This is a genomic window from Streptococcus pseudopneumoniae, from assembly GCF_001076775.1.
In the GTDB taxonomy this organism is placed as follows: domain Bacteria; phylum Bacillota; class Bacilli; order Lactobacillales; family Streptococcaceae; genus Streptococcus; species Streptococcus pseudopneumoniae_G.
The window spans coordinates 1-22,699 of the sequence record NZ_JVGV01000017.1; the positions used below are offsets into that span (position 1 = coordinate 1).

The window sequence follows — 22,699 nt, forward strand, 5'->3', positions numbered from 1 at the left end:
TCTTCTACATAACGTGTTGTATATGGAGTAGTTGTTTCTACAACTGTTGGTTTCGTACCTACTATAATAACTTCTTCTACTGCTTCTTCAGTAATCGTGGTTGGTTCGTTCGATGTTACTGCACCTGTATTAGGATTTAAGGTATAAGTTGTTGTAGTAGTTGTTTTACCAGCTTTACCAGTTCTTGTTACTTCTCGATAGTCTTTATCTTTTGTATTATCTTCTACATAACGTGTTGTATATGGAGTAGTTGTTTCTACAACTGTTGGTTTCGTACCTACTTTAACCACTTTTGGTACCATAGGAGTTTCTTTTTCAGTCGGCTTACCGTCAGTTACAGTACCATCAAGTTCATTCACAATTTTAGGTGTTGTAGTTACAATTTTACCTTCGCTACCGTTCGATTCAACAATTTCCTTACCATAGTCGATTGTTTTGTCTTCTACATAAGTTGTCGTAATTGGAATTTTTGTTTCTGTTTCTACAGGTGGTAAGTTGTTCTCATACTTCTGTTTATACACATAGGTAATGACAGTTTCACCTTTCACAATCTCTGTAATATCTTGTTTGTCTTGTTCTTTAAAGGTATAACGCTTGTTCTCAAAGTCTAAATCGGTCGGATGAGTTAAAGATACCTCAGAACCTACTTCTTTAAGTTCAGATTTAACACTAGGTGCAATTTCAACACCTTGTTCGTTTACAAACTTCTGAGTCACTAAACCTTTGTTTTGAACTTCTGTATAAGTAACAGTATGGAAAGTGCGAGACACACCGTTGATTGCTTTTTCTGTATCTGTCAATTCAACTCTTTGGAGATTTGATGCATAAACAATGCGAGGTGTAAACTGATTACGTTTATTAGGAACTACTTTACTAGCAATGTACTCTTTTTGAGAAATTGTATTTTCTCCAAGTAAAGATGTTTCTTGTCTATAAGTGTAATCAGCACCAACTGAACGTAATTCAAACTCGGATAATTTAGATTTTGGAATATCAGAAGACGTTATAACCCCTTTCCCCTTAAAACCTTGGACATCTAAGAATTTCGCATATAAATCTTTAATTGGAATAATATTTCCTTGCTTATCCTTATAAGTATAAGTTCGAGTGTAACCAATGAAATCAGTATGATTTTCAGCACGTCGAGTTAAGTTTTTAATAATTACATGAGTCTCAACAGGTTTACTGCTAAATGTAGCGTAAAGTTTGGTTTCTTCAGGTAGCGTATACTCAAATTTAGCAGTTGTCTCAATACTACCGATACCGTAAATACTAGATAAAACACTATCTGAACGAGGTGTGATGGTGTAACTATACACAGTGTTTGGAGTTAGTTCCACAATACGAGCAGGATACCCGATATTCACACGATTTGTTGCATATTTATCTGTAATTCCAATTCGATCAGGTACCTTAATAAATGTTTCTGTAACTTCCTCAGTAGTTGGTTTCGATACTGCATTATACAAACCTTGAGAATCAGTTAAATCCAATTCATTCGCTTTCAAGTAATGAAGTTCCCCATTACTTGATGTAATTGGACTAACTGAAGCTTCTTTCGAGACATCTTCATTAATATCTCGACTATTTACCTGAGAAACTAATCTAGCTTTTACTTTGATATAATTAGCATTAATAAAAGTATTTTTAAACTCATCAATCTTAACTCTATCCGCTTTCACTTGTTCTTGTTCAGCTTTTGCAGACTCTAAATCACGAATTTGAGCATCTACTTTTTCTTCAGCAGTTGCGCGTAAATGTGTAACCTCAGAAGAACTATTTGCAACACCTACATTTTCAGTGGGTGTTTCTGTAACCTTAACCCCTAAAGCTTTTACTTCTTCAACTTTAGCTTTTAACTCGGTTTCTTTTACCGTATGTGTTGTACTCGTTTCATACTCACTTTGAACCACAGTTTCGCTAGGTGGAGTCTGTGCTGCATTAGGAGGTGTACTTGAATTTGGCTGTTCATCAGCGCTTACAATCCCATTTAAAAATAAACTCCCTAAAGCAGTCGTTAGGATAATGCCACTTAACAAACCTAACTTAGTTTTACGGAGATAGCCATGACCTTTTTCTTGTTTTACTGCTTTATGCAATAGAAACACCAACTTTCATTTATTTGTATTGTTAATATTATTACATAATTAACTAAAAAAGTAAAGGTATCAAGTCAAGAATTAAATACAATAAATTTATAAAAACTTCCTAACTACTGTACTAGAATTTTCTAAAATTCAAAAAACAATATCAGAACGGATTGATACTGATACGAAACAAAAAAACAAGATGACTCTTTATACATCTATGGTAGGATTCAAGACAGATTATTTATTTCTTAATCGATATATAAAAGGAATCCTGATTAAACTGTCTTTAAAACTTAAGAAATCAAGGATATGATAAAAGGAATGGATATCAGTATATCTATTTTTACCATCTCAAAAGTAGATCCAGAGAATATAACTGTTCTCTTATGATGAGACTTTGGAGGCAACCATTCTGTCTTGTTTTATGAAAGAATAGCTTAACCTTTTACTTAAAATATTCAGCTAAAAAAAGAGAGAACGATTTTGTTCTCTCGAAATCCTTATTTTTCATTTACTATAAGAGTAAAGTATTTATAGCTTTACTCCCACTCAACTGTTGCAGGTGGTTTACTTGTAATATCATAGACGATGCGGTTAACATGATCCACTTCGTTTACGATACGTACAGAAATCTTTTGAAGGACATCCCAAGGAATCTTTGCAAAGTCAGCTGTCATACCATCGATAGAAGTGATTGCACGAATGGCGATTGTGTAATCATAAGTACGACCATCACCCATAACACCGACTGAACGAACGCCTGTGTTGACAGTGAAGTATTGCCAGATATCGCGGTCAAGACCAGCTTTAGAGATTTCTTCACGAAGGATAGCATCTGATTCACGAACGGTTTCAAGTTTCTCTTCAGTGATTTCACCCATGACACGGATAGCAAGTCCTGGTCCTGGGAATGGTTGGCGCCATACGATATGGTCTGGCATACCAAGCTCTGTACCAAGGGCACGAACTTCATCTTTATAGAGAGTGTTGAGTGGTTCGATCAATTCAAATTGCATGTCTTCTGGAAGACCACCCACGTTGTGGTGTGACTTAATAGTTTGAGCTGTATCTGTACCAGACTCGATCACGTCTGTGTAAAGCGTACCTTGAGCAAGGAATTTCACATCTTTGAGCTTGCTTGCTTCGTCATCGAATACATACACAAACTCGTTACCGATGATTTTACGTTTTTGTTCAGGGTCAGAAACGCCAGCAAGTTTATCAAGGAAACGTTTAGCAGCGTCTGCTTTGACGATATTCAAACCAAACTTACCACCAAGCATGTCCATAACTTGGTCCGCTTCTCCTTTACGAAGAAGACCGTGGTCTACGAAGATACAAATCAATTGATCGCCAATAGCCTTTTGGAGAAGAACTCCAACAACTGAAGAGTCAACACCACCTGATAGACCAAGAAGGACACGTTTATCACCGACGGTTTCACGAATTTTTTGGATCTGCATATCAATGAAGTTATCCATTGACCAGTCGCCTTTAGCCTTACAGATGTTAAGGGCAAAGTTACGAAGGATATCATTTCCGTATACAGAATGACGAACTTCTGGGTGGAATTGGATACCGTAAATGTGTTTATCTGGGTTTTCAATGGCTGCATAAGGGCAGTCAGCTGATGTTCCAGTACGAACAAAGTCAGCAGGAATCTCAGTGACCGCATCACCATGGCTCATCAAAACAGTCTGCTCGTCTGGTGTTGATTCAAAAAGAGCTGATGGAGTGTGAGTAAGAGTTGATTGACCGTATTCACGATTTCCAGCATCACCTGCAGGAACAACTTTTCCTCCAAGTTTATGGGTCAATAACTGCATACCGTAACAAATTCCCAAAATAGGAATTCCAAGTTCGAAGATTTCTGGGTCAATATCAAATGAACCATCTTCATATACAGAGTTAGGACCACCTGATAGAATAATTCCTACAGGATTGATTTCACGAACTTCAGCAGCTGAAATTTTATGGCTTTTTAGTTCTGAAAAAACACCAATCTCACGGATACGGCGTGAAATCAGCTGGTTGTATTGGCTACCATAGTCCAATACGATGATTTTTTCTACATCTTGCAAATCAGTTGAAATGTTGCTCATCTTTTTCCTTTCTCAAAAGAAATATCTTTTTTCAATATTCTATCACAAATAAGGGCGAATTACCAACTAAACAAGGCGAAGTTTGACTTTTTCTAGTTTATTGGGGTACAATAGAGAAAAGATAGAAATGAAGTGAAAAATATGCTACCCGCTTATATGAAAATCCATGACCAGATTAAAAAGGATATTGACGAACATCGTTGGGCCATCGGTGAGAGACTTCCAAGTGAAAGAGATTTAGCAGAGCAGTTTGCGGTCAGTCGCATGACCCTCCGCCAAGCTATTTCCCTCTTGGTCGAAGAAGGAGTTTTAGAGCGCCGTGTAGGAAGCGGCACCTTTGTATCCAGTACACGTGTACAAGAAAAGATGAGAGGCACAACCAGTTTTACTGAAATTGTTAAGTCCCAAGGTAAAGTTCCCTCTAGCCAACTCATTTCCTACAGAAAAACCATTCCCAATGAGCAGGAAGTTGCCAAGCTAGGAATTTCTCCTACCGAAAATATTATCCGAATGGAACGGGTTCGCTATGCCGACCAAGTTCCTCTGGTTTATGAAGTTGCTTCTATTCCTGAAAAATTCATTAAGGATTTTAAAAAAGAAGAAATAACCAGTCATTTCTTCCAAACCTTGCAAAAACATGGCTACCGTATTGGTAAATCTCAACAGACTATTTATGCTCGCCTTGCTAAAGAAAAGATTGCCCACTATTTGGAAGTTGAAAAAGGACATGCTATTCTTGGTTTGACTCAGGTTTCCTACCTAGAAGATGGTACTGCTTTTGAATACGTAAAAAGTCAGTATGTAGGCGAACGCTTTGAATTTTATCTTGAAAATAATTAGATTACTATGCAAAAACTCTCTGTCACGGACAAAGAGTCTTTTTTATTTCTCTAAGAGTAAATCTTTCAAAGAAATCAGAGTTACAGCAAACAATATCATTGCCATGCCAAGAAAATCAATAGGATAAAATTGTTCATTCATAATTAGGAAGGCAAAGAAAACCGCCGAGATTGGCTCAATTGAAGCCAACAAACTTGACTTAACTGGTCCAATCAGACTGGCTCCTTTTAAGAACGCTGTATAGGCAAAGACAGTCCCGATAAGGATAATGCCCGCAAAAGCAAGGAGAAAATCAAGACTAGTCGGTATATTGGCCTGTAGAACCCCTGTAAAAGGAAGGGCGACCAAACCAGCTATGACCATTCCCACACCAATGACCAAACTGCTACCCCACTTCTTAATCAAGGCTATGGGCAAAATGATATACAGGGCGTAAGTCAGAGCAGAAAAGAGGCCCCAGAACAGACCTGCAGGTGTCATAGATAACTGGTCCAACTGCCCATGTGTTGCGATCAGGAAGGTTCCTCCGATGGCTAATATGATAGAAACAATCTCTCCCAGTGTCGGCGCCACCTTATCCTTGATACAGCTATAAATTAAAATCCCAACAGGACAAACATACTGAAGCACCGTCGCGGTTCCTGCATTGGTCTCCTGAATAGCAGTTAGATAGGCAAATTGATTGAGGAAGAGACCAATTAGAGCAAAAATGAGAAGAGACAGCAAACTCTTTCTATCATTTAAAAAGGCCAGCATTCTATCTTTTGCAGTAGCATAAGCCAAGAGCATGAGAATTCCACCAGCGATTAAAAGACGCAAGTTGGTCAAAACCAGGGCCGAAATTCCGTGCGCCATCAGGTATTGGCCACTCGTTCCTGACAAGCCCCAAGCAATCCCAGCCACAACTGTTAATAAAGTCCCCTTTAAACTGTTTGACATGTCTCTCCTTACTCTTCTTTACGAATCAAGTCCATCACTTGATTACGATCTACAATCCATTGAGCCCTCTCATCCTTTTCATAGGTACGATTCGATAGAAAAATAGCCGCTTCTTGCTTCTGACGATTCCACATGATAAAGGTACCTGTATAGCCCGTATGGTCTAGCCAATCTTCTTCCAAATTCCATGCCAAAGAACGTTCCTTGTCATCCAAAGGAGAAAAATTTTGACTCAAATCTCTTGCGAAATCATCTGCTAAATAGTGTTCTAAAAAGATTTGTAAATCCTTTACAGTCGAAAATAAACCAGCACTACCAGCATGTCTGCCTAGGAGGCGAGCCTTGGGATCATGTACCATGCCTACCTCTACACCTCTAACCGTTGGAACAGCAAGCTCAACAGGTCCAAATTGGGTTTCCGTCATTCTCCAAGGATTCCAAACTTGTTCTTGTAAAATCACATCCAAGTCTTGATTAAAGATTCTTTCCAAAATAAAACCCAACAGCAAAAAATGGACATCCGAATAAAGAAAGGCTGGCTGATTTCGTCTATTGAGATGAAACATCGCTTCCTTTAATTCTGAATCTGTTAAAAGATCACGATTGGGAATAAACGGATCAAGGTCTGTAGCGTGAGTTAAGAGCTGGCGAATAGTGATGTCTGGATAATCACTCTCAGCTAAAAAATCTGTTACCGGTCTGTCAATATCTAATTTGCCTTTTTCCCACAAAAAAGTAAAAACGGTACCAACCCCAACAACCTTGCTGACACTAGCTAGGTCATAAACTAGTCCTACCTCAGTCTGTAAGCCATGCTCTGGGTCACTCTGGCCTAAATAGAACTCCGTCCATTGATGGTCCTTAAAATACGCAAAAGAGGCTCCGGGATAAATCCCTGCCTCGATTTGTTCTTCTATTTTTTTAATAATCTTGGTCCACTTCATACTTTTTCAAACCACAATTCAACATTATTTCTATCTTTTCCAAGGAAGAATTTTTCAGACTTAGGAATAAAATATTCAGTAGACTCAAACTTCTTACGAAGACTTGCTATGTCTAATTCATTGACCAAGAACTTGAGCATAGATAAGTCCCAAGTAACCGTATTGTCCACAGTCAAATCCTGCCCCTGTGCTGGGATAAAATCAAGTGACGCCCCAATTTCAGATAGTTCCAAGAAACTATCTACATCCGTTGGGAGGTGTAATTCCATAGAAATTTCAAATTTACTTAAAGAAATTGACTCCAGATCTGTTTGAAATTCTGGCTTTTCTCCTACTTCTACTAGACTTGCTCTGTCATCTTCCGCATGAATCAAAATCAAATCATCTTCGGGTGAAAAAATCTCAAAAGCGTAGCCATTTTTACCTTTATATAATTGATGAATCGAATCTGTTTTAGCTAATAAGGCCTCGATTTCTAAGGGATTTTCTACCTTGACAATCAATCTAGCTAGTTTTTTTCTTCCCTCTACCTTACGAGTGCGCATACTTGGAGCTTCTTCTAAAACCAGCTTTTCTAAACCTGTTTGATCACCTAGTGACAGAAAGGCTGACTCTTCTAATAAGGCCTTCATGCCAAGGGTTCCTATATAAAATGTTTCATTTAATTTTCTATTATTAACTTTTAAAGTAGGAATAATCCGTACAATCTGATTTACATTCATAAACTCCTCCAACTCTTTTATTTTAAAGGATTTTAGAATTTTTTACAAGAAATTATGCTCAGATTTACTTTTTTTTCGTAAAATTTCATCTAAAAAACCGAGGATTTCCTCGGTTTCAATTTCTTATAGGTAAAGGAATTTGAAGATAGCTACTGCCGCAATTGCTGCTGCGATCGGTGCTACTACTGGTACCCAAGAATACCACCATTTTGAATCGCCTTTGTGCTCACCAAGAACTGATTTTGGAAGGAAAGCATGAAGGAGACGTGGTCCCAAGTCACGGGCTGGGTTCAAGGCAGGTCCTGTAGGTCCACCAAGTGATGTTACCAAGGCCATAACTAGGAAACCTAGTGCCAAGTGAGCAATTCCAAGACCAGATGTCATAAATGGTGCTACTTGTTCTTTAGCTTGGTCAAGTGCTGCTGTTACTTGTTCTTGAGGAATGGTTTGACCTTGAGTAGTTGCTTGTGCAACTTGAGCATTAATAGCCGCTTGTGCTTTTGATACTAGTTCAGCACCAAAGAAGTTTTTAGTCATTCCAAGAGCTGCAAAGAAAAGAACAAATGAACCAACAAACTCATTTACAAAACCATTAACAGTTGCTGCAAAATGTGATTCTTTTGTACCATTATCCAAACTTGAAATGGTTGAGAAAGTACCCAAAATGTTGTTTGGATTTTCAGTTTTCAAGTAGTATGGGCGGTGTGTTGCCACAACCAAGGCTTGACCAAAGATAGCACCCAAAACTTGTGCGATGATATAAGGCGCAACTTGTGCCCAAGGGAAGAGACCGCTGATCGCAAGTCCAAGAGTGAAGGCTGGGTTGATGTGGTTTCCAGATACGTTACCAAACATTAATGCTGGGATCATAACCCCCATACCATAACCAACAGCGATAACGATCCAGCCACTTTGGTGACCTTTCGTACCTTTAAGTTCAACGTTGGCAACTGCACCATTTCCAAGAATGATCAAAATAGCAGTTCCCAAAAATTCAGTGGCATATTTAATTGCCCATGTGAAATCCATTTGATAGATTCTCCTTAAAATTTTTTAGACAATCCTTATTCTATCAATTTTTATATCTTTTAGCAACAGGTTTTCTAAAAGAATGTATGAGAAAGCGGTTTTATTTCTTATAAAAAACAAAAGGATTAAGGAGGTGCATTTCCTTAATCCGAGAGTTCTTATTCTTGACGTTGTCCGAAATCAGCAATCATCTGCTCCATTTCTTGTCGACTCGGGGTTGTCAGCATATAAAGGTAATCCCCTTGAAGTTCCGCAAAGGCCGCTGGCATGATTTTTTTAACCTTAAACTGCTGAGTATATTTGGCAAGCAAGTCCTCCTCAGAATAGACATAGTGAGCATTTGCACGACGGGATGTAGCTAAACAATATTGAGGTTCAAATTCTGACACTGGGAACTCTTCTCCTGCTACAATCGCCGCATAGCCTCGGTAGAGATCCAAGGAATGAGCAAAGTTATAAACATCAATGGTAAAACCACCTGCAGGACGGTTATTGTACTCAATGGCAATATAGTCGCCCCCTTCACGGAAGAACTCAATATGGAAGAACCGTTCTTTCATACCAAATTCTTTGACAATTGCCTCACCATATTTACGTAATTTAGGATCCATATCCTTGAGAACGTAGTAGGAATTGTCCATCTTGTAAATCATGAGATCAAGCGGTGTATAGGCGTAGTCGAAGGTCGTTGAAAAAACAATCTTTCCATCCTTATCCACTAGACCATCAAAGGTACAAATTTCGCTAGAAGTGACAAATTTTTCAAAGAAATAAACGGTCGAATGGTCCCATTCTTGCTTGAAGTGATTGATATCGTCTTCTGTTTCAAGCTTAAAGGTCGCGGCTGCTCCCACTCCATTGTCAGGTTTTGCAATCATAGGAAGACCGATTTCATTCGCAGCTTGATCCACATCTGCTTCCGTCTGGATAACAGCTCCAGGTACCACAGGGACACCTGCTTTTTTGAAGAGTTTCTTCATTTCAGACTTAAATTTCGTCTTTTTGAGATCCTCTGGTTTGGCACCAAAGACATTGAATTGTTCTCTGAGTGTTGCATCCAACTCAAGCCAGTATTCATTATGAGACTCAATGCGGTCAATTGGGCCATGTTTATAGAAAAGAAAGGCTACAGCACGTTTGACTTCGTCTATGTTCTCAAGATTATCTACGCGGAAATACTCGGTCAGGCTATTGCGTAAAGGTTCATCCAATTGCTCGTATGGTTCTTGACCAATTCCCAAGACTGTGATGCCTTTATTGGCTAGTTCTATGGTAAACTGTTGAAAGTTTTGTGGATAGTAGGGAGAAATAACAAGGTAATTCATAGATAACTCCTTTTATAAATAGAGATTTCCAAGGAAATAAGGCATTTGTTTGCGCCACCATTCCCAATCATGGGCAACATCATGTCCCCATTCTGCAAACCAAGCAGGAATTTGTTTTTGGTCAAAGGCTTCTTTTAACTTGTAGTAAGAAGGTAGTCCATCCTGCTCCCAAGCACCTAAGCCAGTACAAATCACAATCTCAGCCTGACGGTAACGATCGATAAACCAACCATCATTTTGGTTCCAGATATAGTCTACTGGTGAATTTTGATAGATAGCATCATCATTGTAGTAGTCACCTACAAAGAAGCGTGCGTCATAGACTCCGCTAAGGGCAATAACCTTGGTAAAGACATCCGGATGTTGCAGGAAGAAGTTGAGAGCGTGATAAGCTCCCATCGAGCAACCTGTCGTCATCATACCGTCAAACCATCCTGTCTTGTGCTTGATAAAAGGAATAGCTTCTTCAATGACATATCGTTCATAAGCACGATGCATTTCAGCTTGGTCATGACCATTTTTCCAAGTTGCTAGCCAGCTCTCACTATCCACACTTGAAAGCGTAAAGAACTGAACACGGCCTTCCTCGATAAAGGATGCACAAGCATCAATCATTCCAAAATCATAGTATTCATTGTGGCTACCACCTGAGGAAGCAAAGACAACAACTGGGATGCCAGCATGTCCGTATCGGTTGACGTACATTTCACGGTTTAGGTTTCCACTCCAGTGGCTAAGATGTTCAATATGCATATCCTGTCTCCTTTATACTAATTACCAATTTTCTGCAAAAAAGCGTAGGCAAGCTGGAAGATTTTCTGACCATGGAATTTCATGGTGAATGGCTCCAGCTTGAACCTTTAGAGAGAGATTTTCCAACTGCACTCCTCCTGCTATCAAATCACGATAATAACGAAGAGAAGAGTCGATATAGGCCTGCTTAATATTGCCAGCCATGAGGGTCTTGTCTGTATCATCAGCTTCTTCTGTACCAACGTAGATAAAAATTCGTTGGTCTGGCAAGAGTTTTTTTCGCTCGATATAGCGATCAAAGGCCTCTTGGTGAAGCCAGTTAGCTGATGAGAAAACTCCCAAGCATCCAATCTGATCCTGATACTCCAAGCCAATAAACTGGGTAATATTGCCACCCAGAGAAGATCCAATCATGGCAGTGTGCTTGCGGTCAGACTTTGTCCGATAGTTTTCATCGATAAAGGGTTTGACCACTTCCATGACAAACTCTGCATATTCGACGCCTTTACCACCAAATTGTTGACCAGGAATATTAGACTCTTGGAATTTCCATGCCGCGTACTCATTCATCCGTCCAAAACCATCATTGTCAACAGCTACGATAATCATGCGACTGATATCAGGATTTCGCTTGATGGCAGGAATAATCTTCCAGGAATGTCCAACGTAAGATTCTTTACTATAAAAGACATTTTGTCCATCGTGGAAATAGACAACTGGATAACTTCTATCTGTGTCTTTCTCATAGTTTTTGGGGAGAAGAACACGTACCCGTCGCTCCTTACCTGTATAGGGAACCACTAATTTATGCTCTCGCATTTTCAGATAAAAATAGGATTGATTCATTGTCAGAAAACTCTCTATATTCAAAATTTTATCTTATTATAGCACAAAAATAGAAAAAAAGTCAGTAATTGTCCATTTTAAGGATAAATAACTAACTTTTTTTATTTAATATTCTAAATTCTTCTGGATTTTTTAATTAGAGGAGATCTTCAATCAACTCGTCCACAGCATCTTTTTCGGCTTGAGGTGTGATTTCTGTGATCATAATTCCTGCTACTGCTCGTTCAACTAATCCTTCAACGTCCATACGTGTTTCATACTGTTCTGCATTCTTAATTTTAGGATTTGTTTTCGGACGATCAGGCGCAAAAATAGTACAACAATCTTCAAAGGGTTGGATAGAAATTTCAAAGGTGTCAATTTCTTGCGCAATATCAATGATTTCCAACTTATCCATAGTTACAACTGGACGAATAATTGGCGTGTTGGTCACCGCATTGATGGCCTGCATACTTTCAAGGGTTTGGCTAGCCACCTGACCAAGACTTTCACCATTGATAATGACCAAACCATTTCTCACTTCACGGATACGGTCGGTAATTCGCATCATAAAGCGACGTGTTAAAGTCATGAGATAGGCTTCTGGAGCTTTGGCTTTAATTTCTTCTTGGATTTCAGTGAAAGGTACTTCGATAAACTGGATATTACCACCGAACTTAGTCAATTTGCGGGTCAAATCCTGAGCTTTCTTGAGGGCACCCGGACTTGTATATGGTGGACTAGCAAAGTGAACAGCCTCGATATCTACACCACGTTTGAGGGCAAGATAACCTGCTACAGGCGAGTCAATCCCTCCTGATAACATCAGCATTCCTTTGCCCGAAGTTCCAACTGGCAAACCTCCCGCTCCACGAATGGTTTCATAAGAAAGATAGGCCGCTTCCTCACGAATCTCCACTTGCAGATTGATATCCGGATTTTTCATTTGGGCTTGTACGTTTGGAATAGCTTCAAAAACTGCTCCACCAAGCGTTTGGTTCAGTTCACGACTATCAAGTTCAAAGTTGTGGTCACTACGTTTACTAGAGATTTTAAAGGTCATGCCTTCCTTGTAGATGTCTTTCATAATATCTTGAACAGCAGACTTAAGAACCTCGACAGATTTTTCAACCTTATACACTGGCGAAAAGTTTTGAATCCCGAAAACCTGTTTGAGAGATTCAGCTACTGCTGCATAGTCGGCACCATTGAGATAAACATGGGCACGGTCGCGATCAGCAGTTACCTTGACTTGAGGATAGATGGATAAAACATCTGAGATATTATTTCGTAGTTTATTGATGAAACGCATACGGTTTTTACCCTTAGTTGACAATTCTCCGTAGCGAATCATAATTTCTGAATACTGCATGAATACTCCTATCTTACTTTTCTAGTTTGATTGTAAATTAATTTTAGTTTGGTCAAAAATTGCTCAACTTGACTCATGTCATTTTCTAGGTCTAGACTGAGGCGTACTGCTGACTGTGCCTTATCTTTTTCAACGCCCATGGCAATCAGGGTCCCAGCAGGTTTTCCAGCCTTGGACGAGCAAGCTGATGTTGTAGAAATGAAAATATCATAGTCTTCAAATGCATGAACGATGACTTCCCCACGAACTCCCTTAATTCCGAAGGTCAGAATATGAGGGGCAAAATCCTCCTCTCCTGAGAAGACAAAAATATCAGGATAATCAAGAAGGGCTTGACGAATGACTTCCTTCATTTGGGCTGTCTTAGTCGTAAACAAGTCTAGTCTCTCCATAGACAAACGTAAGGCCTTGGCTGTTGCTGCAATACCTGCTAGATTCTCAGTAGTTGAACGATAATCACGCTCTTGGCCACCACCAGTTAATAGGGGCGTAATCTTCTTACCAGATTTGATGTAGACAAAGCCAACACCACGAACACCGTGAAACTTGTGACTCGAGAAGGTTGCAAAATCCACTCGGTCTGTCAAATACTTTTCTGTTGGAATCTTAGCCAAGGCTTGAACCGCATCAACGTGGAAAGAAATAGTTGGCTTATCAGCTAATAGTTCTGAAATAGCTTCAATAGGCTGGATTGATCCGATTTCATTGTTAACAGCCATGATGGAAACGAGGGTCGTATCAGGTCGTATCAAAGCTGCTAGAGCTTCAACATCCACAAATCCTAGCTCATCTACTGGTGCAAAATCTACCTCAAATCCTTGAGTCTTAAGCCAGAGAGCCGACTCCTTGACTGCTGGATGTTCAATGTCAGATACAATAATGTGTTTACCAAATTGCGATTTTTCAAAAGCAACACCTTTGATAACCCAGTTATCCCCTTCAGTTCCACCAGAGGTAAAGAAGATTTCTTCACTATTCTTGCCAATTAAATCTGCAATCTGCTGTCGAGAAGCTTCTAATATTCTGGTCGACTGGTCTCCTAGACGATGGAGACTGGAAGGATTTCCTATAATTTTTGAAGCAACCTGCATATAGGTCTCTAATGCTTCAGGATAAGGCTTAGTTGTAGCCGAATTATCAAAGTAAATCATGGTTTCTCACGCTTTCTAAAATCACTCCTTCTATTGTATCACGAAACAGTTCAGGCGACAAGAAAGGCAGTTCAGGTTCATTTAAGTTTTTTTTAAAGATTTTAGGTATAATGAATCATAGTAAAGGAGAGATATTATGTCTAATTATCGTAGAAGATCAAAACCTAAAACTGAACACATCAAAACAGGCTTCACGGTCTTTCAAAAAACCATCGCTACTATCGGTAGTATCCTTGGCTTGATTACTGCTAGTATCACGATTATGAACGCCTTGGATAATAACAAAAATACTAAAAAAGAACCTACGACAAGCCAGACGACAACCATTGTCAAAGAAATTCAAAAGGAATCCCCTAAGGAAAACACTAGTCCCAATAAGGAAAATAATACTAGTCAAGAAAAAACACAACAAGAAGAAACGCCAAAATCCAGCGTCAAAGAAGAGAAAAAAGAAGAGCAGAAAACAGCAACTCAGGACTCTTCTACTCCTGCTCCAAATAAACCTGCCACTGAAACTGAAAAGCAGTCCAATAATACTCCAACTTCAGAAAATAAAAGTAATCAATAGCCAGTAAAATAGCTTCCCTCCAAACTTGGAAAGAAGCTATTTTTTTATTGTTGTAACACTTTTCGAGGTTTGGTACCCTCAGCTGGACCGATGACACCTGCCATCTCCAGTTCTTCCATGAGACGGGTCGCACGGTTAAAACCAACTGACAAACGACGCTGAATCATGGATGCACTGGCTTTCTGGGTTTCGATCACCAAAGCCTTGGCTTCTTCAAAAAGCGGATCTCCACCAGATTCACCATCTGAAAATTCACCGTCATTTTCAGAAACCTCACCTGGATCAAAACTCTCATCGTAATCTGCATCCGCCTGAGCCTTGATAAAGTTTACGATGCGTTCAACATCATCATCCGAGATAAAGGAGCCTTGGAGACGAACTGGATGATTTTCATCAATTGGTTTAAAGAGCATGTCTCCTCGACCAAGCAGTTTTTCTGCTCCATTTTCATCCAAGATAGTACGGGAGTCTGTCCCTGATGAAACCGCAAATGCCACACGTGACGGAACATTGGCCTTAATCAGACCAGAGATGACATCAACGGATGGACGCTGGGTTGCAAGAATCATGTGGATACCAGCAGCACGCGCCTTCTGTCCCAGTCGGATAATAGCATCTTCCACTTCCTTGCTAGCCACCATCATGAGGTCAGCCAACTCATCCACAATCACAACAATGAGTGGCAGTGGAATCTGCTTGTACTCAGATTGAGCATTAAACTCTTCTACCTTGGCATTAAAACCTGCAATATTCCGAACTCCCACCTTGGCAAAGAGTTCATAACGATTTTCCATTTCATCCACGACCTTTTGCAAAGCCTTGCTGGCCTTACGTGGATTGGTCACGACTGGAATCAAGAGGTGGGGAATATCATTGTAAACAGACAACTCAACCATCTTGGGATCGACCATCATAAATTTAACTTGGTCAGGTCTCGCCTTCATGAGGATGCTAGCGATAATGCCGTTAACAGCTACTGACTTCCCTGAACCCGTTGAACCTGCAACTAGCAAGTGGGGCATCTTGGAAAGGTCAAAAGCTCTTGCGGTGCCATTAACTGCCTTTCCTAGAGGAATTTCTAAGAGATTTTCTGCTTTCGTTTGAGATTGTTCCCATAGTTCGCGGAAGGATACCGTCGCAATCTCAGAGTTAGGAACCTCAATCCCGACTAAGGATTTACCAGGTATTGGAGCCTCAATCCGGACATCCTTGGCTGCCAAGGCTAGAGCGAGGTCATCTGCTAGATTGGAAATGCGGTTAACCCGTACACCGACTGCTGGCTTGACTTCATACTTGGTCACTGACGGCCCAATTTCAGCCCGTTCAACCGTTACCTTAATACCAAAACTAGCAAAAGTTTCTTCTAGGATTTTGATGTTTTCACGAACGATTTTCTTCTCTTTCGACTGGTCTTTTGGTTTATCTGGGGCAAAGAGTTGTAAGCTTGGAAGTTTGTATTCAAGGGCTTCCTTTGCTGAAAAATCGACCTGAACATCTTCGACATCAGAGCCATCTCCCTGTTCAGTGAATTCAAGTTCAGCTTGAGGCAAGATGATCTCTGGTTCTACCCACTCTTCTTCTGGAACAGGTGGAACGTCAAGCACAACATCTTCTGTAAGAATTTCACCTGTTTCCATATCAACAGGAGGCATATCGAGTAAGGCTTTTTCAGCCTCTTCTTTTTCTAATCTAGCCTCTTCCTCAGCCTTTTGGCGAGCTTTTTCTTCTTGTTTGACAAAACGTTCCTCTTTTCGACGCTCATGCCCTTCCCGCCATTTGGCAAAGCCTTTACTGCAAAATTCAGCAATATCGTAAACAGACCAAGGACTGACTAGGAGGGCACCCACTAAAATCAAGATAGAACCAATAAAGTAAGTACCGATATTTGAGAAGAGAAAGGCTGTTGGCACATAGAGTCCAACACCAATCAAGCCTCCACCAGCAAAACTGGTCGTTCGAAAACCAGTCAGATCAGTCACAACCTGAGCCATAGTCCCTTTTAAAACCGACTTGTCCAAACCATATTTCCAAACTAAGTAGGCCTCAAAAATCAAGAGTAAGCCAGCAAATATGGTGAAAAAACCTGATAAGAGTCCTTCCTGTTTTCGTATCCACTTGAAGAAGAAGAGATAGAGCAGGATGCCAAATATTGCCAGATAAGCTAGGCTACCCACCAGCAAGCGAATGAAATTGTAAAGGGTTATACCTGCAGCCCCTAATTTGAAGGCTGCGAAAATCAATAAAAGCGCGATTCCCAACGAAATCAACATTCGTTGAATCGCTTCTTTTCTTTCGAGTTCTGCTTTAGACGGTCTCCGTCTTGTTTTACTTGTATTCTTGTTTGCCATTCTTCTATTATACCATATTTCACAGGCATTTCGGAAAGAGAAAAAGACTGCACCAAACGGTCCAATCTTTTCATTTTTCTATTTTTTATGCTTGTGGTTTGCGCAGGTAACCATAAACCACACCACTCACGATTGCTCCTACCAAGACTGAAGCAAGGTAAAGAAGAGCATTTGAAGTAAGGGCGATTACGAAGATTCCTCCGTGTGGTGCCATGAGTTTGATACCAGCAAGACCAACGAGTCCGCCTGCTACTGCTGAACCAAGGATGAAGCTTGGAATCGCACGAGCTGGGTCTGCTGCACCAAATGGAATTGCTCCCTCAGTGATAAATGACAAGCCCATGATGATGTTTGTCAAACCAGAGTTGCGTTCTTCTTTAGTAAATTTATCTTTGAAAAGAAGAGTTGCGACAAAGATTGCAAGTGGTGGCACCATTCCTCCAGCCATAACTGCTGCCATGGCTACAGAACCACCTGAAGAAACAGTTGCTGCAAGCGTACCTGTACCAAAGACATAAGCCGCTTTGTTGACTGGTCCCCCCATGTCAACAGCCATCATTCCACCAAGGACGATACCAAGAAGGACAGCTGAACCTCCTCCAAGACCGCCGAGGAAATCATTCATAGCAGTGTTGATTGCTGCCATTGGGATATTCACAGCTAGCATGACAAATCCAGTCAAGATTGTTCCAAGAAGTGGCAAGAGAAGAATTGATTTAGCACCTTCGAGTGAACGAGGAACTTTAACGTATTTCTTGATAGCAAGAACTAAAGCACCTGCGATAAATCCACCAACAAGGGCACCTAGGAAACCAGATGAGACACCTGCAAGAGTTGAAGTTGCTTCACCACCTGCGGCATAAGGAATTTTACCAAAGGCAAAACCTTCTTTAGCAATAGCACCAGCCACGAAACCTGCTACCAAACCTGGTTTTTCAGCGATAGAGTAGGCAACATAACCTGCAAAGACTGGGAGCATCAAGCCAAAGGCTGCACCACCAATTTTCATGAACATAGAAGCTAACTCATGGTAAGAACCAAGATTGCCAAGGTTTTCATTTGGAACACCCAAAGCACCGTCAATCAAGAAGGCAAGGGCAATCATGATACCACCACCAATAACAAATGGCAACATTTGCGATACACCACTCATCAAGTGTTTGTAGAAGGCACCACCAAGGCTTTGTTTTTCGTTAGAGGCTGTTGCAGCTTTTACACCATTAGCGGCACAGTAAACTTCAGCATCTCCTGATAGAGCCAAGTTAATCAATTCTTCCGTTTTACGGATACCGTCAGCCACTGGACGATTGATCAAAGGTTTGCCATCAAAACGATCCAGCTCAACAGCCTTGTCTGCAGCGATGATAACAGCTTTAGCCTTGCGGATGTCCTCAGCAGTTAGTTGGTTTCCAACACCGCTAGCACCGTTGGTTTCAACCTTGATTCCAACACCCATTTCAGCAGCCACTTTTTGAAGGGCTTCTTGAGCCATGTAAGTGTGAGCAATACCTGTTGTACAAGCTGTAACAGCAACGATAAACTCATCAGAGTCATTAGTAGGTGCTTGAACAGGCTCTTCAGTTTTTTCGGAAGCTTTGTCAAAAAGTTCGATAACTTGGTCAGCTGATGTTACTTGACGAAGTTTGTCAGCAAAACCGTCTTTCATCAAGTATTGAGACAATTCTGCCAAGGCTGCCAAGTGAGTATCATTGGCACCTTCTGGAGCTGCAATCATAAAGAAGAGGTCAGTTGATTGTCCATCCAAGCTCTCGTAGTCAACACCCTTGTTTGACTTGGCAAAGAGAACTGTCGCTTCTTTGACAGCAGCATTTTTGCTGTGAGGCATTGCGATACCATCACCCAAACCTGTAGAAGTGAGAGCTTCACGCGCCAAAATTCCTTCTTTAAAGGTTTCAAAATCTGTCACATAACCGTGGTCTGTCAAACTTTTAATCATCTCGTCGATGACAGCTGTTTTTTCAGTTGCTTGCAAATCCAGCAACATAACATCTTTTCTCAATAGGTCTTGAATTTTCATCGTTTTTCTACCTCAACTTTTTCATATGTTTCTTTAATAAATTCTGCTGTTGCCAAGTCATCCGAGAAGGTAGTTGCCGTTCCACAAGCAACTCCCCATTTGAAGGCTTCTACTGCGTCTTTTGATTTGACAAATTCACCTGTGAATCCGGCAACCATAGAATCACCAGCACCAACTGAATTTTTGACTGTTCCCTTGATAGGTTTTGCGAAGTAAGCTCCCTCAGATGTGACAAGAAGGGCACCGTCGCCAGCCATGGAGATAATGACGTTTTGAGCTCCTTTGGCCAGTAACTGACGAGCATAGTTCTCGATTTCATCTAAACTTTCGAGTTTCACTCCAAAGATAGCTCCAAGCTCGTGATTATTTGGTTTGACCAAAAGTGGCTGATAGTCCAAACTATCAATCAAGGTCTGTCCTTCAAAGTCACAAACGACTTGCGCACCAGTCTTGCGTGTCAAGGCAATCAAATCCTTGTAGATAACATTTCCTAGGTTTTTAGCACTCGAACCCGCAAAGACAACCGTATCTTCTGCTGTCAGACTAGATAAAATAGCTTTCAATTCTTCTAGCTGAGCTGGTTCGACATTTGGACCGGTTCCGTTGATTTCTGTTTCTTGGTCTGCTTTGATTTTAACATTGATACGAGTATCTTCTGCCACTTGGACAAAACATGTCTCGATTTCTTCCTCTGCAAGGGTATCTGTGATAAATTTACCAGTAAAGCCTCCGATAAATCCCGTCGCTGTATTTGGTATATCCAAACGTTTCAAGACACGGCTGACATTGATTCCTTTCCCACCAGCAAACTTATCATCACTGTCCATACGATTGACACTACCGACTTGGACTTGGTCCAAACGAACGATATAGTCAATGGATGGATTGAGTGTGACTGTATAAATCATACTTCTATTACCTCCGTTTTCTCCTTAATAGCCTGCAAGAGCTCATGCCCTTGACTTGTGATAACAATAGCTCGTTTGAGTGGTGCTACCTTGGCAAAGCAAGTTTGTCCAATTTTTGACGAATCCACCAAGACATAGGTCTGTTTGGCATTTTCTAAAATAGCACGCTTAACAGCTCCCTCCTCCATATCAGGAGTCGTATAATAGCCATCGTCCACACCATTCATCCCGATAAAGGCACGGTCAAAATGCAATTGGTTAATCTGGTTAAGAGCAACGCCCCCGATGCTCGCATCTGTCGCCATCTTGACACTTCCTCCAACCATGACAGTTGGAATCTGCTTTTCAACCAACTGAGCAGCATGGTGAATCGAGTTGGTCACAACTGTAACATTCTTATTAACCAATTCATGAATCAAAAAAGCAGTTGTTGTTCCAGCATCGATAAAGATGACATCTTGTTCCTTGATGAGAGAGGCTGCTTTCTGAGCCAACAACTTCTTCTCTTGAAGGTTTTTGACAGATTTTTCTTGAATGGTTTCTTCTTCCTGCAAGGAATGGGGCAATTCTGCTCCACCATGCACGCGTCGAAGCTTGTTTTCCGCTTCCAACTCATCCAAATCTCTTCGAACCGTTGATTCTGACGTTTCTAACAAACTAACTAATTTTTCTAGAGAAACTACATGATGTTGATTTAACTCCTCTAAAATCAGTTGCTTACGCTCTGTTTTTAACACTGAATCACCTCCTGTTATCGTTTACACTATTCATTCTATCACACTTCCTTTCAAAGTCAAGCATTTTTTATCATTTTCTTTCATTTTCTGTCACTAACTCCTTAACTTTAAATAAATTTGCAAGAAAGAAGGCTTTATGGTAGACTAAGTTAGTAAACAATGGAAGATTACTCAAGAGGCTTAAGAGGCCGTGTTGGAAACGCGGTAGGCGTGTTAAAGCGTGCGTGGGTTCGAATCCCATGTCTTCCGTTTATTTTAAAAAAGATACCCAAGAAATCTTGGGTATCTTTTTTCTTATATGCTTGTTTTATAACTCGGGTGAATTTCTTAGAAAATATCAAATAACAATTTCACATTGAGAATTGTTAAGATAATGGAAACGATATAGCCAAGGATGGTATTCCATTTGGCATTGGTAAATTCTCCCATCAGTGATTTCTTAGAAGTTAGATAAATCAGTGGGAAGATTGAAAATGGAAGAGCAATCGAAAGAAAGACTTGTGAATAAACCAATAACTGATCCAATGTTTTTTCCTGATGACCAAACAGAACCGCTACAATCATGACAGGCAACAAGGCAAAGAGACGAGTTGCCAAACGAATGAACCATTGAGGTAATCTCATATGCAAGAAACCTTCCATAACGATTTGTCCAGTCAAGGTACCCGTAATTGTCGAATTTTGACCACTGGCTAATAAAGCCAAGGCAAACAAGGTTGATAAGGTCGATCTAGCTATAGCTCCTGCAATAGTAGAATCCTGCAAGGCATTATACATTTGAGAGAAGGCAGAAATCTCAGATGCATGGCCGAAAAAGAGAGCCGCCCCGAGAATTAATAGAAGGGAGTTAACCACAAAGGCCAAGGATAATTGGAGATTTGAATCCCAGGTCATAAAGCGCACCGCTTTTCGAACATCATCCTTGTCCTTGTGATTGATTTTCCGAGTTTGAGACAAGGAAGAATGCAAATAGAGGTTATGAGGCATAACCGTCGCACCTACAATCCCCAGAGCTAAAGTTAATTGACTTTCATGACCTGGCAAGGGACTCTCAAATAAGGTCGAATTGGGTAAATAACCCTCAACGATTCCTTGGAAGCTTGGATGTGACAAAGCTACCAGATAGGTAAAAATTGCTAGAATGGTTAAAATCAGTGTTGTCACAATAGCTTCAATCTTCTTAAAGCCAAATTTCATCAGAAGCAATAAGAGAAAAACATCCAACACGGTCAAGAGAATTGCTATCATAATCGGAATCTTAAAGAGAAGATTGAGAGCAATCGCTGAACCTAGAACTTCTGCCAGGTCTGTCGCCATCAAGGCCAACTCCAAAATCACCCATAAGCTATAACGAAGCCATTTAGGTGAATGATGAGCCGTTGCTTGAGCCAGGTCCATCTGGGTTACAATACCAAGCTTTCCTGCCATCTGCTGAAGTTGCATGGCAATGAGAGATGAAATCAAGATAACAAACAAGAGACTATACTTATAGGAAGCACCACCGACTACACTGGTAATCCAGTTTCCTGGATCCATATAACCAACTGCGACAAGAGCACCCGGACCTAAAAAGGCATTTAAATTTTGCCAGAAATGATTGTTATTTGGAGTATCGATAGATTGATTAATCTCAGAGAGTGACACTTTTTTATGAGAAGACATAGATACTTACCTCTTTCTAAACCTACTTTTTCATTATTTTCTATTAGAGAAAAATAAGATTGACTTTAAACTATTAAAACAATGAAAACTATATGAAAAACATTTAGTTTTTTCATTATTTTTCTTAAGGCACCTTAATTATAACAGAAAATATGATAAAAACTTAAGAAAATTCAGGACTTGATTTAATATTTAGGATACAACAAAATGTTGTATTCTTTTTTTGCAAAAGAATACCAAAGAATAAAATAAAAAACGTTGATTTAACAACGTTTCACCAATTAATAATGGAGCCGGTGGGAGTCTTAGAAAGATTGTTAAATCAACTCATAGTGACTTTAGGGTC

18 protein-coding genes and 1 tRNA gene are annotated in these 22,699 nt (G+C 40.2%); 3 read left to right on the top strand and 16 right to left on the bottom strand.

The annotated features are described in order from the left end of the window. Both ADJ60_RS04140 and guaA read right to left on the bottom strand, forming a co-directional pair. Nucleotides 1-2,108 (bottom strand): G5 domain-containing protein (locus tag ADJ60_RS04140; RefSeq protein WP_049543616.1); only part of this gene is annotated, 2,108 nt, incomplete at its 3' end. Between the two features lie 521 nt (nt 2,109-2,629). Then, the gene (guaA, locus tag ADJ60_RS04145) at nt 2,630-4,192 is read right to left on the bottom strand and encodes a glutamine-hydrolyzing GMP synthase (protein ID WP_049543618.1); all 1,563 of its coding nucleotides are present in this window, start codon (nt 4,190-4,192) and stop codon (nt 2,630-2,632) included. Nucleotides 4,193-4,333: 141 nt separating this feature from the next. On the opposite strand from guaA, the gene ADJ60_RS04150 reads away from it, so the two are divergent. Continuing rightward, a complete protein-coding gene (locus tag ADJ60_RS04150; RefSeq protein WP_000936183.1) occupies nt 4,334-5,032 on the top strand; it encodes a GntR family transcriptional regulator in 699 nt (232 codons plus the stop codon). 42 nt (nt 5,033-5,074) lie between these two features. On the opposite strand, the gene ADJ60_RS04155 is transcribed toward ADJ60_RS04150, so the two are convergent. From ADJ60_RS04155 to ADJ60_RS04195, 9 genes are all read right to left on the bottom strand, one after another. Further along, the gene (locus ADJ60_RS04155; RefSeq protein ID WP_049543620.1) at nt 5,075-5,971 is read right to left on the bottom strand and encodes a DMT family transporter; all 897 of its coding nucleotides are present in this window, start codon (nt 5,969-5,971) and stop codon (nt 5,075-5,077) included. Nucleotides 5,972-5,979: 8 nt separating this feature from the next. Further along, nucleotides 5,980-6,915: a serine hydrolase domain-containing protein gene (locus tag ADJ60_RS04160; protein ID WP_049543622.1), complete on the bottom strand. Its 936-nt coding sequence runs from the start codon at nt 6,913-6,915 to the stop codon at nt 5,980-5,982. Further along, entirely contained in the window at nt 6,912-7,637 is a 726-nt protein-coding gene (locus ADJ60_RS04165; RefSeq protein WP_033685206.1) for a CppA N-terminal domain-containing protein, read from the bottom strand. Before ADJ60_RS04165 ends, ADJ60_RS04160 begins: the two co-directional genes overlap by 4 nt. A 123-nt stretch (nt 7,638-7,760) precedes the next feature. Beyond that, entirely contained in the window at nt 7,761-8,666 is a 906-nt protein-coding gene (gene gla / locus ADJ60_RS04170; RefSeq protein WP_049543626.1) for an aquaglyceroporin Gla, read from the bottom strand. Nucleotides 8,667-8,824: 158 nt separating this feature from the next. After that, nucleotides 8,825-9,991 (bottom strand): ATP-grasp domain-containing protein, encoded by a 1,167-nt coding sequence (locus tag ADJ60_RS04175; RefSeq protein ID WP_049543628.1) that lies wholly within the window; start codon nt 9,989-9,991, stop codon nt 8,825-8,827. A 12-nt stretch (nt 9,992-10,003) separates the two neighbouring features. After that, nucleotides 10,004-10,744 (bottom strand): esterase family protein, encoded by a 741-nt coding sequence (locus tag ADJ60_RS04180; protein WP_049543630.1) that lies wholly within the window; start codon nt 10,742-10,744, stop codon nt 10,004-10,006. Between the two features lie 21 nt (nt 10,745-10,765). Further along, complete coding sequence (locus tag ADJ60_RS04185) at nt 10,766-11,590, bottom strand: alpha/beta hydrolase (protein ID WP_049543632.1); 825 nt, start codon at nt 11,588-11,590, stop codon at nt 10,766-10,768. A 136-nt stretch (nt 11,591-11,726) separates the two neighbouring features. Further along, on the bottom strand, nt 11,727-12,941 hold the full coding sequence (gene thiI / locus ADJ60_RS04190) for a tRNA uracil 4-sulfurtransferase ThiI (protein WP_049543633.1): 1,215 nt from the start codon (nt 12,939-12,941) through the stop codon (nt 11,727-11,729). 8 nt (nt 12,942-12,949) lie between these two features. Further along, nucleotides 12,950-14,092, bottom strand: coding sequence for a cysteine desulfurase family protein (locus tag ADJ60_RS04195; protein ID WP_049543634.1), 1,143 nt, complete (start codon nt 14,090-14,092; stop codon nt 12,950-12,952). A 136-nt stretch (nt 14,093-14,228) separates the two neighbouring features. Here ADJ60_RS04195 and ADJ60_RS04200 point away from each other — a divergent pair, with 136 nt between their 5' ends. Then, entirely contained in the window at nt 14,229-14,660 is a 432-nt protein-coding gene (locus tag ADJ60_RS04200) for a DUF6556 family protein (protein WP_049543637.1), read from the top strand. A 44-nt stretch (nt 14,661-14,704) separates the two neighbouring features. On the opposite strand, the gene ADJ60_RS04205 is transcribed toward ADJ60_RS04200, so the two are convergent. The 4 genes from ADJ60_RS04205 to ADJ60_RS04220 all read right to left on the bottom strand — a co-directional run bounded on the left by ADJ60_RS04205 (nt 14,705) and on the right by ADJ60_RS04220 (nt 20,691). Further along, on the bottom strand, nt 14,705-17,008 hold the full coding sequence (locus tag ADJ60_RS04205; RefSeq protein ID WP_080983334.1) for a DNA translocase FtsK: 2,304 nt from the start codon (nt 17,006-17,008) through the stop codon (nt 14,705-14,707). 85 nt (nt 17,009-17,093) lie between these two features. Further along, a complete protein-coding gene (locus tag ADJ60_RS04210) occupies nt 17,094-19,046 on the bottom strand; it encodes a fructose-specific PTS transporter subunit EIIC (RefSeq protein WP_049543641.1) in 1,953 nt (650 codons plus the stop codon). Beyond that, nucleotides 19,043-19,954, bottom strand: coding sequence for a 1-phosphofructokinase (gene pfkB, locus ADJ60_RS04215; protein WP_000640798.1), 912 nt, complete (start codon nt 19,952-19,954; stop codon nt 19,043-19,045). The genes ADJ60_RS04210 and pfkB overlap by 4 nt, the downstream gene beginning before the upstream one ends. Further along, nucleotides 19,951-20,691 (bottom strand): DeoR/GlpR family DNA-binding transcription regulator, encoded by a 741-nt coding sequence (locus ADJ60_RS04220; protein ID WP_000920654.1) that lies wholly within the window; start codon nt 20,689-20,691, stop codon nt 19,951-19,953. Before ADJ60_RS04220 ends, pfkB begins: the two co-directional genes overlap by 4 nt. A 161-nt stretch (nt 20,692-20,852) precedes the next feature. Between ADJ60_RS04220 and ADJ60_RS04225 the strand changes: the two genes are divergently transcribed. Further along, nucleotides 20,853-20,940 (top strand) — tRNA-Ser (locus ADJ60_RS04225). A gap of 78 nt (nt 20,941-21,018) precedes the next feature. Here the strand turns inward: ADJ60_RS04225 and ADJ60_RS04230 are convergent. Continuing rightward, nucleotides 21,019-22,353: an Nramp family divalent metal transporter gene (locus tag ADJ60_RS04230; RefSeq protein WP_049543644.1), complete on the bottom strand. Its 1,335-nt coding sequence runs from the start codon at nt 22,351-22,353 to the stop codon at nt 21,019-21,021. Nucleotides 22,354-22,699 lie beyond the last annotated feature (346 nt).

Bases quoted from the DNA above. Each gene is read 5' to 3' on its own strand.
- guaA (WP_049543618.1), bottom strand. From the start codon at position 4,192: ATGAGCAACATTTCAACTGATTTGCAAGATGTAGAAAAAATCATCGTA.
- ADJ60_RS04150 (WP_000936183.1), top strand. From the start codon at position 4,334: ATGCTACCCGCTTATATGAAAATCCATGACCAGATTAAAAAGGATATT.
- ADJ60_RS04155 (WP_049543620.1), bottom strand. From the start codon at position 5,971: ATGTCAAACAGTTTAAAGGGGACTTTATTAACAGTTGTGGCTGGGATT.
- ADJ60_RS04160 (WP_049543622.1), bottom strand. From the start codon at position 6,915: ATGAAGTGGACCAAGATTATTAAAAAAATAGAAGAACAAATCGAGGCA.
- ADJ60_RS04165 (WP_033685206.1), bottom strand. From the start codon at position 7,637: ATGAATGTAAATCAGATTGTACGGATTATTCCTACTTTAAAAGTTAAT.
- gla (WP_049543626.1), bottom strand. From the start codon at position 8,666: ATGGATTTCACATGGGCAATTAAATATGCCACTGAATTTTTGGGAACT.
- ADJ60_RS04175 (WP_049543628.1), bottom strand. From the start codon at position 9,991: ATGAATTACCTTGTTATTTCTCCCTACTATCCACAAAACTTTCAACAG.
- ADJ60_RS04180 (WP_049543630.1), bottom strand. From the start codon at position 10,744: ATGCATATTGAACATCTTAGCCACTGGAGTGGAAACCTAAACCGTGAA.
- ADJ60_RS04185 (WP_049543632.1), bottom strand. From the start codon at position 11,590: ATGAATCAATCCTATTTTTATCTGAAAATGCGAGAGCATAAATTAGTG.
- thiI (WP_049543633.1), bottom strand. From the start codon at position 12,941: ATGCAGTATTCAGAAATTATGATTCGCTACGGAGAATTGTCAACTAAG.
- ADJ60_RS04195 (WP_049543634.1), bottom strand. From the start codon at position 14,092: ATGATTTACTTTGATAATTCGGCTACAACTAAGCCTTATCCTGAAGCA.
- ADJ60_RS04200 (WP_049543637.1), top strand. From the start codon at position 14,229: ATGTCTAATTATCGTAGAAGATCAAAACCTAAAACTGAACACATCAAA.
- ADJ60_RS04205 (WP_080983334.1), bottom strand. From the start codon at position 17,008: ATGGCAAACAAGAATACAAGTAAAACAAGACGGAGACCGTCTAAAGCA.
- ADJ60_RS04210 (WP_049543641.1), bottom strand. From the start codon at position 19,046: ATGAAAATTCAAGACCTATTGAGAAAAGATGTTATGTTGCTGGATTTG.
- pfkB (WP_000640798.1), bottom strand. From the start codon at position 19,954: ATGATTTATACAGTCACACTCAATCCATCCATTGACTATATCGTTCGT.
- ADJ60_RS04230 (WP_049543644.1), bottom strand. From the start codon at position 22,353: ATGTCTTCTCATAAAAAAGTGTCACTCTCTGAGATTAATCAATCTATC.